Annotated in this window: 13 protein-coding genes; 1 reads left to right on the top strand and 12 read right to left on the bottom strand. The window is 58.3% G+C overall.

Going from position 1 to position 14966, the window contains the following annotated elements:
* Positions 1–54: 54 nt before the first annotated feature.
* Together HBN63_RS06380 and HBN63_RS06375 are read right to left on the bottom strand one after the other, a co-directional pair.
* Positions 55–501 carry a PaaI family thioesterase gene (locus HBN63_RS06380; protein ID WP_090253305.1) on the bottom strand — a complete coding sequence of 149 codons (447 nt, stop codon included), beginning with the start codon at positions 499–501 and terminating at the stop codon, positions 55–57.
* On the bottom strand, positions 498–962 hold the full coding sequence (locus tag HBN63_RS06375) for a PaaI family thioesterase (RefSeq protein ID WP_090253302.1): 465 nt from the start codon (positions 960–962) through the stop codon (positions 498–500). Before HBN63_RS06375 ends, HBN63_RS06380 begins: the two co-directional genes overlap by 4 nt.
* Before the next feature lie 190 nt (positions 963–1152).
* Between HBN63_RS06375 and HBN63_RS06370 the strand changes: the two genes are divergently transcribed.
* The gene (locus HBN63_RS06370) at positions 1153–1443 is read left to right on the top strand and encodes a hypothetical protein (RefSeq protein WP_090253300.1); all 291 of its coding nucleotides are present in this window, start codon (positions 1153–1155) and stop codon (positions 1441–1443) included.
* A gap of 58 nt (positions 1444–1501) precedes the next feature.
* On the opposite strand, the gene HBN63_RS06365 is transcribed toward HBN63_RS06370, so the two are convergent.
* From HBN63_RS06365 to sdhA, 10 genes are all read right to left on the bottom strand, one after another.
* Positions 1502–1894, bottom strand: a complete 393-nt coding sequence (locus HBN63_RS06365) for an MAPEG family protein (RefSeq protein ID WP_160087238.1) — start codon at positions 1892–1894, stop codon at positions 1502–1504.
* Positions 1891–2625 (bottom strand): DUF599 family protein, encoded by a 735-nt coding sequence (locus HBN63_RS06360; RefSeq protein WP_090253295.1) that lies wholly within the window; start codon positions 2623–2625, stop codon positions 1891–1893. The genes HBN63_RS06365 and HBN63_RS06360 overlap by 4 nt, the downstream gene beginning before the upstream one ends.
* Positions 2626–2725: 100 nt before the next feature.
* Positions 2726–4039 carry a branched-chain amino acid transport system II carrier protein gene (gene brnQ / locus HBN63_RS06355; RefSeq protein WP_170048808.1) on the bottom strand — a complete coding sequence of 438 codons (1314 nt, stop codon included), beginning with the start codon at positions 4037–4039 and terminating at the stop codon, positions 2726–2728.
* Between the two features lie 297 nt (positions 4040–4336).
* Positions 4337–5224 carry a succinate--CoA ligase subunit alpha gene (gene sucD / locus HBN63_RS06350; protein WP_090242057.1) on the bottom strand — a complete coding sequence of 296 codons (888 nt, stop codon included), beginning with the start codon at positions 5222–5224 and terminating at the stop codon, positions 4337–4339.
* Positions 5224–6390 carry an ADP-forming succinate--CoA ligase subunit beta gene (gene sucC, locus HBN63_RS06345; protein ID WP_090253289.1) on the bottom strand — a complete coding sequence of 389 codons (1167 nt, stop codon included), beginning with the start codon at positions 6388–6390 and terminating at the stop codon, positions 5224–5226. The genes sucD and sucC overlap by 1 nt, the downstream gene beginning before the upstream one ends.
* 208 nt (positions 6391–6598) lie before the next feature.
* Positions 6599–8035 (bottom strand): dihydrolipoyl dehydrogenase, encoded by a 1437-nt coding sequence (lpdA, locus tag HBN63_RS06340; protein WP_167144756.1) that lies wholly within the window; start codon positions 8033–8035, stop codon positions 6599–6601.
* Between the two features lie 66 nt (positions 8036–8101).
* Positions 8102–9325, bottom strand: a complete 1224-nt coding sequence (gene odhB, locus HBN63_RS06335) for a 2-oxoglutarate dehydrogenase complex dihydrolipoyllysine-residue succinyltransferase (protein WP_170048807.1) — start codon at positions 9323–9325, stop codon at positions 8102–8104.
* A 69-nt stretch (positions 9326–9394) separates the two neighbouring features.
* Positions 9395–12226 carry a 2-oxoglutarate dehydrogenase E1 component gene (locus tag HBN63_RS06330; RefSeq protein ID WP_160087248.1) on the bottom strand — a complete coding sequence of 944 codons (2832 nt, stop codon included), beginning with the start codon at positions 12224–12226 and terminating at the stop codon, positions 9395–9397.
* Between the two features lie 246 nt (positions 12227–12472).
* Complete coding sequence (locus tag HBN63_RS06325) at positions 12473–13180, bottom strand: succinate dehydrogenase iron-sulfur subunit (protein WP_090253279.1); 708 nt, start codon at positions 13178–13180, stop codon at positions 12473–12475.
* A gap of 11 nt (positions 13181–13191) precedes the next feature.
* Positions 13192–14964, bottom strand: a complete 1773-nt coding sequence (gene sdhA / locus HBN63_RS06320) for a succinate dehydrogenase flavoprotein subunit (RefSeq protein WP_167144760.1) — start codon at positions 14962–14964, stop codon at positions 13192–13194.
* Between the last annotated feature and the right edge of the window lie 2 nt (positions 14965–14966).

Raw genomic sequence — 14966 nt, 5'->3', positions numbered from 1 at the left:
TCAGTAATCCTTAGCGATGGTTAAACGACGGGTTATCCGCCTAGCCGGCATCCCTCAAGGTTCATCGACCTTAAAGTGCGCCCGCGCCGTAGCAATCGGCTCGGTCTGGTTGGTTTGCCAGGCGGTGATGGCCACGTTGGCGACCCGGCGACCCTGGCGCCAAACCTGGCATTGCACGAAGGTGTCACGATAATGGCCGGCACGAAGGTAATCTATCGAGAAGTCGATGATTTTCGGCAAATGTGGAATACCCATAAACATCAGCAAATGAAGCATTGCCGAATGCTCCATAAAACCGGCGATCACCCCGCCATGCAATGCGGGCAAGGTCGGATTACCGATATTGTCCTGGTTGGCCGGCAGGCGAAACACCATGTCATCACCCAGGCGCAGACACTCGATGCCAAGCAATTTGGCGTAGGGAATCAGACTGATCAGTGAATCGTAGTTATTCTGCTCGTGGGCTTCGCGCACCAGCTGGTTGAGGTTCAGCGTGCTCATTGGCCAGCTCCCTTGGCAGTGCGTTGCAGATCAGCAGGTTTACCCATGCGCATGAAGGCGCCGACCACATGGGCAATCGGCTCATCGGGATTGTCCTGATAGGCATAGCCGCGGGTGAAGATGATGTTCTCGGTTACCCGGTAGCATTCAGCGAAACCAAATACATCCTTGTTCGGCTCAGCCGGGCGCATGTAATCAATGCGCAGGTCGAGGGTTGGGCAGATTTCGAACTCTGGCAGCACACACACAGTGGAAATACCGCAGGTGGTGTCCATCAGCGTGGTGATAGCACCACCGTGGATCACACCGGTTTCCGGGTTACCAACGATCTGTGGGCTATAAGGCAAACGCAGGATCAGCCCCTGTGCATCAGCGCTGTGCACACTGATGCCGAGCACCTGGCAATGACGCAGGACCGATAGAAAACGCTGCGCCCGCGCAACAATAGGAGAATCGCTCATGACTTCAGACTCAGGACAACTGTACAAAGGGTGAGCATGATACTCGCAGACACCAGGCCCGGCACCACGGAGCCGACCTGCTGACGAGAACTGTCAGTAAATTAATAGGGAACTTCGGCGAAACTGCGTTGTTTAATGGCTATGCCCGGGTGACCCGGCATTGATTTCTACACTACAAGGAGTACTAACCGTGCAAAAGCCATTCACCTATGCCCTGCTTCTCGCCGCCATGCTCGGCCTGGCAGCTTGCGAGAAAACCCCGGAAGACAAAGTAGAGTCAGCCAAGGAGTCCGCTGCTGAAGCCATTGAATCCATGGGTGATGCCGTTGAAGAAACCGGCGAAGCCATCGAGCAGAAAGCTGATGAAGTGATGGGCACCGAGCCAACCACTGGCGAGAAAATCGAAGACGCTGCCAATGATGCAGCTGACGCTATCGAAGATGCTGGCGATGAAGTCAAAGATACTGTTGACGGCCAATAAGCCTTCCAGCTGAAACAAACAGGCCCGCTTAATGCGGGCCTGTTTGTTTATGGCGCAATCAAAGCGCCGGGGTAAGCATGAGCAGCAGGCTGCACAGCAGCCCAACTACCCAGACCAGACTGCGCTGCCAGTGCAGGTCGGCCCAGTAGAAAAGCAGATAAAGCACCCGCGCTACAACGAAGGTCACGGCCAAGACATCCACCAGAACGCCGTGGTTATTGGTCACATGGGCCATCAGCACGCCGACGGCAAACAGCGGAAACGCCTCGAAGCTATTCAAGTGCGCCGCCAAAGCACGCGCGCCAAAACCGGTCAGACGCGCTTGCTGGGCGCGCGGATGGTGGTTGTCGTAATGACCGTCACCCTCCTTCGCCATGGCCTTGGCCACCGGGGCCTTGGCAATAAAGATCAGTAATGCGCTGATAAAAATGCACCAGAATGGAATGCTCATTCGCTTTTCTCCTTGGGCGATTCGAATGCCGGGGTCTGGGTGTAGACCATCACTTCCAGCACATCGGAGTGAAACTCGCGGCGGTACAACACCAATACCACACCTGCGCTGACCAGCATGAAAAACCATGGGTTGATAAACCAGGCCAGGGTTGCCATACCGAAGTAATAGGCACGCAACCCCTGGTTGAACTGGTTGGCGGCCATCGAGATCACCCGCGCGGTGCGTTCGGCGAAGGCTTTGCGCTCCTGCTCAGTGACATGTCGCTCCCCCACCATCGGCGCAGAACCCACCAGTACGGCGGCGAAGTTGTACTGGCGCATGCACCAGCTGAAGGTAAAGAAGGCGTAGACGAACACCACCCCCAAGCACAGCAGTTTGACTTCGGACAGCTCGCGGCTGGCGGCCTGGACAAACGGCAGATCGGCCAGCAGCGATACTGCGCGATCAGAGGCGCCGAGCACGGTCAGAATACCGGCGAGGATGATCAGCGTACTGGAGGCGAAGAACGAGGCGTTACGCTCCAGGTTGCCGATCACGTTGGCATCGGCGATGCGGTTATCGCGTAGCAGCATGCGGCGCATCCAGTCTTCGCGGTACAGGTGCAGCACGCTGGCCAGGCATGGCGTGGTGCGACCCTTGGCCTGGGCATAACGGGTGTAACCGGCCCAGCAGACGACAAACCAGAGAACGGCAAGCAGGTGCGGTAGGTAGTAGTCACTGATTGGCATGCAAACTCCTTGTTAACCTGCGCCGATTATAGACAGGCCTGGCTTTCAGCTGGCCAACAAAAAGGCCGCTCAGTGAGCGGCCTTTTGTAACCAACAGAACTTAGGCTGCGGCGGTCTTCGGCGCACCTAGGGCGCGATCCACCACAACAGCCAGGACCAGGGTCAGCAGCACCGGCAACAGCCAGCCGAGGCTCTGGTCCGCCAAAGGCAGTTGGCTGAAGAAGTTCGGGATCAGCGCCTTGCCGCCAGCTGCGGCAATCCCGTCAACCAGGCCAAACACCAGGGTGACCGCCATCACCGGGCGGAACACCCGCGCCGGCGAACACCACAGGTCATCCAGCAGGCTCAGCGCCACCAGCACAATGGCCAGCGGGTACAAGCCGACCAGTACCGGAATCGAGAAGCTGATCAACTGGGTCAAGCCCTGGTTGGCCACCAGCAGGCTGAACACGCCAAACGCGATCACCACCGTACGATAGGAAACCGGCAACAGGCCGCTGAAGAACTCACCACACGCCGTCAGCAAACCCACAGCGGTGGTCAGGCAGGCCAGGGTAATCACCACGGCCAACAGCAAGCTGCCAGCGGTACCGAAGGTGTGCTGCACATAAGCGGTAAGAATCTGCACACCATTCTGTGCTTCACCGGCAATTCCCTGACTGGTCGCGCCGAGGTAGAACAGCGCCAGATACACCAGCGACAGGCCCACTGCAGCGATCAGGCCGGCAATCACCGAGTAGCGGGTAATCAGCTTGCTGTCGGTCACGCCATGGTCGCGAATCGCGGTGGCAATCACGATGCCGAATACCAGCGCACCGAGGGTATCCATGGTCAGGTAACCCTGCAGGAAACCCTGCACAAAGGGCGTGCTCTGGTAATCAGGCGATACCTGGCCGATCTCCCCCGCCGGGATCAGCAGCGCAGCGCCGCCCAATACCAGCAGCGCCGCCAGCAGCACCGGAGTGATGTACTTGCCGATGCGATCCACCAGTTGCCCCGGATTGAGGGACAGGAACAGCACCGCAGCAAAGTAGGCCAAGGTATAGAGCAATAGCGCAGTACTGCTGTTGCCGCTGAACGGGGCGACGCCCATCTCGAACGACACCACAGCGGTGCGCGGCGTAGCGAATAACGGGCCAATGGCCAGGTACACCGCGACCGCAAACATTACGCCTGCACGCTTACCTAACGGCGCGGTAAGCAGTGCCATGCCGCCACCGACGCGCGCCAGGGCGACAATGGTCAACAGCGGCAAACCAACGCCAGTGAGCAGAAAGCCCAGCGCTGCCAGGCCGATGTTCTCGCCCGCCGCCATACCAGCGCTGGGCGGAAAGATGATGTTGCCGGCGCCCAGGAACAGCGCAAACGTCATAAAGCCGAGGGCCAGGAGATCCGAGCCTTTCAAACGAGTCATAGAAGGGAATACCACAGGCAGAAAGTTGGAAGTTGAAAACCGAAAGTTCCGAGGGTTTCCCGATGGATCGGGGGAAACGTCACCCAGCCGGTTAAGCGGGGCCACTGCAGCACCCTTAGCCGCTTGTGGCGGAGCAGGCGCTAATAGTTGCAAGCCTAACGAAATTGGCACGCCAGCGGCACTGGCACAGGTCAGGCTGTCGGACTGGTGAAAAAAGCTGTCGCATCGACAACAGTTCATCCCTGGCCGCAATAAAAAAGGCCACCCGAAGGTGGCCTTTTCTCAGATCAAAAAGCCTTAGGCTTTTTTCACTTCCCAACCGGTCAGCTCGGCCAGAGCCTTGCCAATGTCAGCCAGGGAACGCACGGTTTTCACACCAGCATCTTGCAGGGCTGCGAACTTCTCGTCTGCAGTACCCTTGCCGCCGGAGATGATTGCGCCGGCATGGCCCATACGCTTGCCCGCCGGAGCGGTCACACCAGCGATGTAGGACACTACTGGCTTGGTCACGTTGGCCTTGATGTAAGCAGCAGCTTCTTCTTCAGCCGAACCGCCGATCTCACCGATCATCACGATCGCTTCGGTCTTCGGGTCTTCCTGGAACAGCTTCAGGATGTCGATGAAGTTGGAGCCTGGGATCGGGTCACCACCGATGCCAACGCAGGTGGACTGACCGAAACCGGCGTCAGTGGTCTGCTTAACAGCTTCGTAAGTCAGGGTGCCGGAACGCGACACGATGCCTACTTTACCTGGCAAGTGGATGTGGCCCGGCATGATGCCGATTTTGCACTCGCCCGGAGTGATCACGCCTGGGCAGTTCGGGCCGATCAGGACCACGCCCAGCTCGTCACACTTGACCTTGGCTTCGAGCATGTCGATGGTCGCGATGCCTTCGGTGATGCAGACGATCAGCTTGATGCCGCCCATGGCCGCTTCAAGGATCGAGTCCTTGCAGAACGGAGCCGGAACGTAGATCACGCTGGCGGTGGCGCCAGTCTGCTCAACTGCTTCACGCACTGTGTTGAACACCGGCAGATTCAGGTGAGTGGTGCCGCCTTTGCCCGGAGTCACGCCGCCAACCATCTTGGTGCCGTAGGCGATGGCTTGTTCGGAGTGGAAAGTACCCTGCGAGCCGGTGAAGCCCTGGCAGATAACTTTGGTGTCTTTATTGATCAGGACGCTCATTACTTGCCCTCCGCAGCTTTGACGACTTGCTGAGCAGCGTCGGTCAGGCTGGTTGCCGCGATGATGTTCAGGCCGCTTTCTGCCAGGACTTTAGCGCCCAGCTCAGCGTTGTTGCCTTCCAGACGGACGACAACCGGGATTTTCACGCCGACTTCTTTCACTGCGCCGATGATGCCTTCGGCAATCATGTCGCAACGAACAATACCGCCGAAGATGTTTACCAGTACGGCAGCAACGTTGCTGTCGGACAGGATGATCTTAAAGGCTTCGGTCACGCGCTCTTTGGTTGCGCCGCCACCTACGTCGAGGAAGTTGGCTGGCTTGCCGCCGTGCAGGTTGACGATGTCCATGGTGCCCATGGCCAGGCCAGCACCGTTGACCATGCAACCGATGTTGCCTTCCAGCGCTACGTAGTTCAGTTCGAACTTGGCAGCGTGGGCTTCACGCGGATCGTCCTGGGACGGATCGTGCATGGCGCGCAGCTTCGGCTGACGGTACATGGCGTTGCTGTCGATGTTGATCTTGGCGTCGAGGCAATGCAGATTGCCGTCAGCCTTGATCACCAGCGGGTTCACTTCCAGCAGAGCCAGGTCATAGTCCTGGAACAGCTTGGCCAGGCCAACGAAGATCTGAGTGAACTGCTTGATCTGATCACCTTCCAGGCCCAGCTGGAATGCCAGCTCGCGGCCCTGGAACGGCTGAGCGCCTACCAGCGGGTCGATGGTCGCCTTGAGGATCTTCTCAGGTGTATCGTGGGCTACTTTCTCGATGTCCACGCCACCTTCGGTGGAAGCCATGAACACGATGCGACGGCTGGAACGGTCAACGACCGCGCCCAGGTAGAGTTCCTTGGCGATGTCGGTGCAGGACTCGACCAGGATCTTGGTCACTGGCTGACCGTTGGCATCTGTCTGGTAAGTCACCAGACGCTTGCCCAGCCAGTTGGCGGCGAAGGCTTTGGCGTCTTCTTTGTTCTTAACCAGCTTCACGCCGCCCGCTTTACCGCGGCCACCAGCGTGGACTTGAGCCTTGACGACCCACTCGGTGCCACCGATTTTTTCGCAGGCTGCTGCGGCTTCTTCCGGGGTGTCTACCGCGAAGCCCTTGGATACGGGCAGGCCGTATTCAGCGAACAGCTGCTTACCCTGATACTCGTGGAGATTCATGCTTGTCTACCGTCTTCGTTTAGGTATTGCGCATACGGTGCTGCACTTGTGATGCCGCACCACCTGTGACTGCTTCTGGAGCAATCCGGCTAACGTTCCGCGCAGAACCTGAGTTGTACGCGGGCAGTCGGCCGTGGTTCTTCCTGTTGAGCTGCACCTTCACCGGTACACAACGCCGGTGAAGGCATCCGCTCAAACAAACAACGACTTAACGCTTCTTGCGGTTGGCGATGTGGATGGCGTGGCCATTCACTGCCAGAGCAGCTTCATGCAGCGCTTCGGACAGCGTCGGGTGGGAGAACACCATCATCCCCAGATCCTCGGCGCTGGTGCCGAATTCCATACCAATTGCACCCTGCTGAACCAGTTCGGCAGCGCTTGGGCCAATCACGTGTACGCCCAGAACGCGGTCGGTGTTGGCATCGGCGATCACCTTGACCATACCGCCGGTGTCGTTGGCCGCCATGGCGCGACCGCTGGCAGCGAACGGGAAGGTGCCGACGTTAACGGCAACGCCTTCGGTCTTCAGCTGCTGCTCGGTTTTACCAACCCATGCGATTTCCGGGTGGGTGTAGATAACTGACGGGATCAGGTCGTAGTTCATCTGGGCTTTGTGGCCGGCGATGCGCTCGGCAACCATGATGCCCTCTTCCGAGGCTTTGTGGGCCAGCATCGCGCCGCGCACCACGTCACCAATGGCGTAAACGCCCGGTACGCTGGTGGCGCACTGGTCGTCAACGAAGATGAAACCACGCTCGTCCATGTCGACGCCGCTGTCGGCCGCCAACAGGTCGGTGGTCACCGGACGACGACCAACTGCAACAATCAGCTTGTCGAATACGATCTTCTGCTCGCCTTCGGCGTCGGTGAAGTTGACAGTGACCTGCTTCTTCTTCACTTCCGACCCAGTAACGCGAGCGCCCAGACGGATGCTCAGGCCCTGTTTGGTGAAGGTTTTCAGCGCTTCCTTGGCGATCTGCTCATCGGCAGCCGGGAGGAACTTGTCCAGTGCTTCCAGCACGGTCACTTCAGCACCCAGACGCGCCCACACCGAACCCAGTTCCAGACCGATTACGCCAGCGCCGATAACGCCCAGCTTCTTCGGTACGCTCTGGAATTCCAAAGCGCCAGTGGAATCAACGATCACATCCTGATCAACCGGAGCTGGCGGAATGTCGATAGGTTTGGAACCGGAGGCCAGAATCACGTTCTCGGCTTCGACTATCTGCGTCTTGCCGTCGGAGCCAGTGACTTCAACCTGCTTGTTCGCCAGCAGCTTGCCGTGACCTTCGAGCAGGGTCACGCCATTGGCTTTGAACAGCGTGGCAACGCCGCCAGTGAGGTTTTTCACGATATTGGCCTTACGACCGATCATCGCAGGCACATCGATGGTCACGCCCTTGGCTTCAATACCGTGAATTGCGAAGTGATCCTTCGCCTCATAGTATTTCCAGGAGCTGTCCAGCAGCGCTTTGGACGGGATGCAACCGACGTTCAGGCACGTACCACCGAGTGCAACCTTGCCCTCTTTATCCTGGTACTTCTCGATGCAGGCAGTCTTCAAACCGAGCTGCGCTGCTTTGATGGCCGCTACATAGCCACCAGGGCCGGCACCGATGACTACCACGTCGAATTTCTGGGTCATAACGTATTCCTTCTCGAATAAACCGGACGGCCCTGGTTAGAGAGCCGCCGAGGGAGAAACTGGCTTTTAGATGTCCAGCAGCAGACGCGCCGGGTCTTCCAGCAAGTTCTTGATGGTCACCAGGAAGGTCACGGCTTCCTTACCATCAATCAGGCGGTGATCGTAGGACAACGCCAGGTACATCATTGGACGGATTACCACCTGGCCATTCACGGCCATCGGACGCTGGATAATGTTGTGCATACCCAGAATCGCGGCTTGCGGCGGATTGACGATCGGCGTCGACATCATCGAACCGAAGGTGCCGCCGTTAGTGATGGTGAAGGTGCCGCCAGTCATTTCTTCGATCGACAGCTTGCCGTCTTTGGCTTTCTTACCAAAAGTGGCAATGCCGTTCTCGATTTCAGCCAAGCTCATCAGCTCGGCGTTACGCAGCACCGGAACAACCAGACCACGGTCGCTGGACACGGCAACACCGATGTCGGCGTAGCCGTGGTAAACGATGTCGGTGCCATCGATCGAGGCGTTGACTGCTGGGAAACGCTTCAGCGCTTCAGTGGCAGCCTTGACGAAGAACGACATAAAGCCCAGGCGAACGCCGTTGTGGCTCTTCTCGAACAGGTCTTTGTACTTCGAACGCAGCGCCATGACTTCGGTCATGTCGACTTCGTTGAAGGTGGTCAGCATGGCCATGGAGGACTGAGCCTCGACCAGACGCTCGGCGATCTTGGCGCGCAGGCGGGTCATCGGTACACGCTTCTCGGTGCGGTCGCCGGTGGCGAATACCGGAGCGGCAGCGGCTGGCGCGGCTGGCTTGGCGGCAGGTGCAGCAGCAGGCGCGTTCTTCTTCGCTTCAACGGCAGCCACCACGTCTTCCTTGGTTACACGGCCGCCTTTGCCGGTGCCGGCGATGCTGTTCGGGTCGATGCCGTTTTCTTCAGCGATCTTGCGTGCAGCTGGGGACAGGATCTGGTCATCGCCTGCAGCAGCTGGTGCAGCGGCCTGAGCCGGTGCGGCAGCAGCCTGAGCAGCCGGTGCTGGCGCAGCAGCGCCGCCCTCGCCCAAGGTACCGAGCAGTTCGTTGGACAGAACGGTGTCGCCTTCATTCTTGATGATTTGTGCGAGGACGCCGTCGGCCTCGGCCAGCACTTCGATCACTACCTTGTCGGTTTCGATGTCAACGATCAGCTCGTCGCGCTTGACCGCATCGCCCGGCTTCTTGTGCCAAGTGGCCACGGTGCCATCGGCAACCGATTCCGGGAAAGTAGGGGCTTTGATCTCGATAGCCATTGTGTGTGGTTCCTTAAATTCGGTTTCTTCTAACAGGCGGCCCAGTTGGCCGCCTGTTGCGCGAAGGCGTTAAACAGTAAAGGCGTCTTGCAGGAGTTTTTCCTGCTGTTCGGCGTGCATCGATGCATAACCACAGGCAGGTGCAGCAGACGCATCACGACCGGCGTACTCGAGGAACAGCGCTTTCTTGTGCGCTGTCGCCACGCGACGCATGTGATGCTGGCTGCAGTACCAGGCGCCCTGGTTCATCGGTTCTTCCTGACACCAGACGATGTGCTTGAGGTTCTTGTACGGAGCAATTGCCTCGGCCAGATCATCTTCCGGGAACGGATAGAGCTGCTCGATACGCACGATGGCGATGTCTTCGCGGCCTTCGTTGCGGCGCTTCTCCAGCAAGTCGTAGTAAACCTTGCCGCTGCACAGAATCAGACGCTCGACTTTCTTCGGATCGATTGCATCGATCTCCGGAATCACGGTCTGGAACGAGCCTTCGGCCAGATCTTCCAAAGTCGAGATGGCCAATTTGTGGCGCAGCAGCGACTTCGGCGTCAATACGACCAATGGCTTGCGCAGCGGGCGAATCACCTGACGGCGCAGCAAGTGGTAGATCTGCGCCGGGGTGGTCGGTACCGCAACCTGCATGTTGTGCTCGGCGCACAGCTGCAGATAACGCTCCAGACGCGCCGAGCTGTGCTCAGGCCCCTGCCCTTCATAACCGTGCGGCAGCAGCATGGTCAGACCGCACAGACGGCCCCACTTGTGCTCGCCACTGGAAATGAACTGGTCGAACACTACCTGAGCACCGTTGGCGAAGTCGCCGAACTGCGCTTCCCAGATCACCAGCGACTGCGGCTGCGTGGTGGCATAGCCGTATTCGAAGGCAAGCACGGCTTCTTCCGAGAGGAAAGAGTCGTATAGGTCAAAACGCGGCTGACCCTGGTAGAGGTTCTGCAGCGGCAGATGGGTGCCGGCATCCTTCTGGTTGTGCAGCACCGCGTGACGGTGCGAGAAGGTACCGCGGCCGATGTCCTGGCCGGTCATACGGATTGGGTGGCCTTCGAACAACAGGGTGGCGTAGGCCATGGTTTCGGCGTAGCCCCAGTTGATCGGCAGTGCACCTGCGCTCATCTTCTGGCGGTCTTCGAGAATTTTCGCGACCTGGCGCTGCACGACGAAGCCTTCCGGAATTTCCAGCAGCTTGTTGGACAGTTCCTGCAGGGTTTTCAGCTCGAAACGCGTGTCGTGACGCGCGGTCCAGGCATGGCCCAGGTACGGACGCCAATCGACGAAGAGTTCCTTGTTCGGCTCTTTGACCAGGCTTTTGACCACATGCTGACCGTTATCCAGCGCGGTACGGTACTCGTCAATCTTGGCCTGCACCTCATCCGCCGACTGACGCGCCGCAGCGGTCAGCACTTCGGCATACAGCTCACGGGTGGTGCGCTGCTTGGTGATTTGCTGATACATGATCGGCTGGGTGCCGCTCGGCTCGTCGGCCTCGTTGTGGCCGCGACGGCGGTAGCAGACCAGGTCGATGACCACGTCACGCTTGTACTGCATGCGGTAATCGACAGCCAGCTGGGTCACGAACAGCACCGCTTCCGGATCATCGCCATTAACGTGCAGGATCGGCGCCTGAATCATCTTGGCAACGTCCGTACAGTACTCAGTGGAACGCGAGTCCAGCGGGTTGCTGATGGTAAAGCCGACCTGGTTGTTGATCACGATGTGGATGGTACCGCCCGTCTTGAAGCCGCGAGTCTGCGACATCTGGAAGGTTTCCATGACAACACCCTGACCGGCAAATGCTGCGTCACCGTGTAGGGAAACCGGCAGCACTTTCTCGCCAATCGCGTCGTTACGACGGTCCTGACGGGCACGTACCGAACCTTCGACCACCGGCGAAACGATCTCCAGGTGAGACGGGTTGAACGCCATCGCCAAGTGCACTTCACCGCCAGCGGTCATCACGTTGGAGGAGAAACCCTGGTGGTATTTCACGTCACCGGACGACAAGCCTTCGGTTTTCTTGCCTTCGAACTCGTCGAACAAGTCGCGTGGGTTCTTGCCGAAAGTGTTGACCAGCACGTTAAGACGGCCACGGTGGGCCATGCCGATAACGATTTCCTTGGTGCCGTAGGAGCCGGAACGCTGGATCACTTCATCGAGCAGCGGAATCAGGCTCTCGCCGCCTTCCAGACCGAAACGCTTGGTGCCTGGGTATTTGGTGCCCAGGTACTTTTCCAAGCCTTCGGCTGCGGTCAGACGTTCAAGCAGGTGGCTCTGCACGTCAACCGAGAATTGTGGACGACCGCGCACGCTTTCCAGGCGCTGCTGGAACCAGCTGCGCTGCTCGGAATCAACGATATGGGTGAACTCGGCACCGATGGTGCGGCAATATGTCTGCTGCAACGCATCGCGAATTTCGCGCAGAGTAGCCTCTTCCTTGCCAATGAACAGACCACCGGTACGGAAGGTGGTGTCCAGATCGGCATCGGTCAGACCATAATGATTGATTGCCAGATCAGCCGGGACAGGACGCTTCCAGAGGCCAAGCGGATCGAGCTGGGCAGCCTGATGGCCGCGCATGCGATAAGCCTGAATCAGGCGCAGCACTTCGACTTGCTTCTTTTCGTGCTCACTGCTGACGCTACCAGCAGACACCGGTTGGGCGCGGCGCTGGTTTTTAGCGAGCAGGACGAAATGATCGCGAATCGTTGAGTGCGATACGTCTGTGGCGGCGCTGCCGTCAGTCGGCAACTTCTGGAAGTAAGTGCGCCACTCTTCTGGCACAGCGTTGGGATCGTGCAGGTAAAGCTCATAGAGCTCTTCCACATAGGCAGCGTTACCACCGGATAGGTGGGCACTGTCCCACATGCGCTGCATCACGCTTTCTTGCATGCTTGGTCACCCTCGGTAAGGGGACACCACCGGCGAAGAAACCGCATGGCTGTCAGTCCTGAAGCAGCGACTGGTAAGCCACTACGGATCCCGCAGATAGTCCGGGCACCAGCCCGGATGCCCCTGCTGGTCGTCATATTTTTCAAATTAGGGCCACCGCTTTGTGAGCAGCCGCCCTGGCTAAAACTACGGCGCTGGGTTGAAAGCAGCGCCGCAGGTGTTACAGGTCTAGCAAACAACCGTGAATCAGGTACCGCTTTGCAGCAACATGTTACGTACGTGGCCGATTGCCTTGGTCGGGTTAAGACCCTTAGGGCAAACGTTCACGCAGTTCATGATGCCGCGGCAACGGAACACACTGAACGGATCATCCAGCGACGCCAGACGCTGTTCGGTCTGGGTATCACGGCTGTCCGCCAGGAAACGATAAGCCTGCAGCAGCGCAGCTGGGCCGAGGAACTTGTCTGGGTTCCACCAGAACGACGGGCAGCTGGTGGAGCAGCACGCACACAGAATGCACTCGTACAGACCATCCAACTTCTCACGCTCTTCCGGCGACTGCAGACGCTCGATGGCAGGAGCAGGCGTGTCGTTCTGCAAATATGGCTGCACCTTCTCGTACTGCTTGTAGAAGATGCTCATATCAACAACCAGGTCACGAATGACTGGTAAGCCAGGCAGCGGCCGGATCACAAGCTTGCCGCCTTTAAGGCCGGCAACCGAAAGCGGCGTGATGCACGCCAGACCATTCTTGCCGTTGATGTTCATGCCGTCGGAGCCACATACACCCTCACGGCAGGAACGACGGTAAGAAAAGCCTTGATCCTGCTCTTTGATCAAAGCCAGCACGTCGAGAACCATTACATCCTTGCCACCGGTATCGACCTGGAAGTCCTGCATAAACGGCGCTGCATCTTTTTCCGGGTTGTAGCGATAAACACTGACTTGCAACATATCAGTCACCCTTAATAAGTCCGGACCTTGGGTTCAAACGCCGGTACTGTCTTCGGCGCGAAATTGACGGCACGCTTACTGACGCGCTTATCCTCTGGAAGATAGAGGGAGTGGCACAACCAGTTTTCGTCATCACGCTCTTCAAAGTCTTCGCGAGCATGAGCCCCACGGGACTCTTTACGGGCCTCCGCAGCGATAGCAGTAGCCTCAGCAACTTCGAGAAGGTTTTGCAGTTCCAGCGCCTCGATACGCGCAGTATTAAATGCCTGACTCTTATCCGCGATCTTGACGTTCGCGATGCGCTCACGCAGGTCGGTCAGTTGTTTGATGCCTTTTTGCATGTATTCGCCGGTGCGGAACACACCGAAGTAGTTTTGCATGCAGTTCTGCAATTCTTTACGCAGCGGCGCTACGTCTTCACCTGTGGTGCGCTCGTTGACGCCAGCCAAACGCTTGAGCGACAGCTCAATGTCTGTCTCGGACGCGCCACGCGCATCTACGCCTTCTTTAAGTGCTTTTTCCAGGTGGATACCGGCGGCACGGCCGAACACCACGAGGTCAAGCAACGAGTTGCCGCCAAGGCGGTTTGCACCATGAACCGATACGCAAGCCACTTCGCCCACAGCGAACAGACCGTCGATGATCTTGTCGTTACCGTTGGCATCCTGAGTGATGGCCTGACCATGGATATTGGTCGGTACACCGCCCATCATATAGTGACAAGTCGGCACAACCGGGATCGGTGCAACAACTGGGTCAACGTGTGCGAAGGTCTTCGACAGCTCGCAGATACCCGGAAGACGGCTGTGCAGCACCTCCTCACCCAGGTGATCAAGTTTGAGCATCACGTGATCGCCTTCAGGACCACAACCGTTGCCGGCGATGATTTCCTTAACCATCGAGCGTGCAACAACGTCGCGGCCGGCCAGGTCTTTGGCGTTCGGAGCATAACGCTCCATAAAACGCTCACCGTGCTTGTTGATCAGGTAACCACCTTCACCACGGCAGCCTTCAGTTACCAGCGTACCGGCACCTGCGATACCGGTTGGGTGGAACTGCCACATTTCGATGTCCTGCACCGGAACTCCAGCACGCAGAGCCATACCAACACCGTCACCCGTATTGATCAGGGCATTGGTGGTGGAGGCATAAATGCGACCAGCACCACCGGTAGCCAACACTGTGGCTTTGGAACGGATGTAAACGGTTTCGCCGGTTTCGATGCAGATGGCGATGGTGCCAACTACGGCGCCGTCCTGGTTCTTCACCAGATCGACCGCATACCACTCGTTGAGGAACGAAGTGCCAGCTTTCAGGTTGGCCTGGTACAGGGTGTGCAGCAGGGCGTGACCGGTACGGTCAGCAGCAGCACAGGTGCGCGCAGCCTGAGTCGGGTTATTCGGGCCTTTGGACTGACCGCCGAACGGACGCTGATAGATGCGACCCTGCTCGGTACGGGAGAACGGGAGCCCCATGTGTTCCAGTTCAAATACGGCTTCCGGCCCCACGGAACACATGTATTCGATAGCGTCCTGGTCACCGATGTAGTCGGAGCCCTTGACGGTGTCGTACATGTGCCAGCGCCAGTCATCGTTCGGGTCGGCCGAAGCGATGGCGCAGGTGATACCACCCTGAGCGGAAACAGTGTGCGAGCGGGTCGGGAAGACCTTGGTCACTACTGCAGTTTTGTGACCACCCTGAGCCAACTGCAGTGCAGCGCGCATACCCGCGCCGCCGCCACCAACAATGATGGCGTCATAAGAAAGAGTGCGAATGCTTGTCATGG

Source organism: Pseudomonas sp. WS 5011 (genome assembly GCF_012985775.1).
In the GTDB taxonomy this organism is placed as follows: domain Bacteria; phylum Pseudomonadota; class Gammaproteobacteria; order Pseudomonadales; family Pseudomonadaceae; genus Aquipseudomonas; species Aquipseudomonas peli.
This window is presented reverse-complemented; position numbering and strand designations above follow the sequence as displayed.

Coding starts and splice junctions, on each gene's coding strand:
- HBN63_RS06380 (WP_090253305.1), bottom strand. CDS start 501: ATGAGCACGCTGAACCTCAACCAGCTGGTGCGCGAAGCCCACGAGCAG.
- HBN63_RS06375 (WP_090253302.1), bottom strand. CDS start 962: ATGAGCGATTCTCCTATTGTTGCGCGGGCGCAGCGTTTTCTATCGGTC.
- HBN63_RS06365 (WP_160087238.1), bottom strand. CDS start 1,894: ATGAGCATTCCATTCTGGTGCATTTTTATCAGCGCATTACTGATCTTT.
- HBN63_RS06360 (WP_090253295.1), bottom strand. CDS start 2,625: ATGCCAATCAGTGACTACTACCTACCGCACCTGCTTGCCGTTCTCTGG.
- brnQ (WP_170048808.1), bottom strand. CDS start 4,039: ATGACTCGTTTGAAAGGCTCGGATCTCCTGGCCCTCGGCTTTATGACG.
- sucD (WP_090242057.1), bottom strand. CDS start 5,224: ATGAGCGTCCTGATCAATAAAGACACCAAAGTTATCTGCCAGGGCTTC.
- sucC (WP_090253289.1), bottom strand. CDS start 6,390: ATGAATCTCCACGAGTATCAGGGTAAGCAGCTGTTCGCTGAATACGGC.
- lpdA (WP_167144756.1), bottom strand. CDS start 8,035: ATGACCCAGAAATTCGACGTGGTAGTCATCGGTGCCGGCCCTGGTGGC.
- odhB (WP_170048807.1), bottom strand. CDS start 9,325: ATGGCTATCGAGATCAAAGCCCCTACTTTCCCGGAATCGGTTGCCGAT.
- HBN63_RS06330 (WP_160087248.1), bottom strand. CDS start 12,226: ATGCAAGAAAGCGTGATGCAGCGCATGTGGGACAGTGCCCACCTATCC.
- HBN63_RS06325 (WP_090253279.1), bottom strand. CDS start 13,180: ATGTTGCAAGTCAGTGTTTATCGCTACAACCCGGAAAAAGATGCAGCG.
- sdhA (WP_167144760.1), bottom strand. CDS start 14,964: ATGACAAGCATTCGCACTCTTTCTTATGACGCCATCATTGTTGGTGGC.